The 570-nt window shown below is 30.2% G+C and carries 1 protein-coding gene; it reads right to left on the bottom strand.

Features of this window, described 5'->3' with window-relative positions:
* Positions 1–457: 457 nt before the first annotated feature.
* On the bottom strand, positions 458–570 hold a 113-nt coding region (locus IDG60_RS21640; RefSeq protein ID WP_241013313.1), incomplete at its 5' end, for a hypothetical protein.

Genomic DNA, 570 nt, shown 5'->3' on the forward strand with positions numbered 1-570 from the left:
AATACATTAAATTGAAGAAACATCCGGTCGCAAAAACCCTATAAAATACGAGGAAAGATAATTATACGTGTTTTCAATATCCTTTGTGTCATGATAAGGTGAGACTGAGGTATGTGTGCAGTAACAGTGACAGCTGTATAAATTTAAAACATTGAATATGAAATAAATCACTTTCGTTGAATTCGCACTTAAAATGAATTTAAACGAAGGTGTTTTTTTATTTCATGATTTATGAGGGCATACGTAATGTTGATCAATGAAACGGAATAGTATAGAAATGTATTTTATGTGATGTTACGTAATGACTTAAATCTTTATACAAATTTTCAGTGAAGCACGCAATGATTTAAAGGATAAACGTATTTTAAAAAGGGAGTCTTGATTTAGCAAAGGTTGATTTTAAATACAAATTAAAAAGCGCCCAAATCAATGAGATTCGAGCACTAATTTAAATATTTTAAAATATACCAATTACTTTCATCCAAAGTGATCCTAAACCAATCCAGATAATAAAGTAGACGAAACCTAAGATCAAGTTCATTGTCCACCAACGTTTTTGAGTCACGTAAC

The organism is Staphylococcus sp. EG-SA-2 (genome assembly GCF_017152085.1).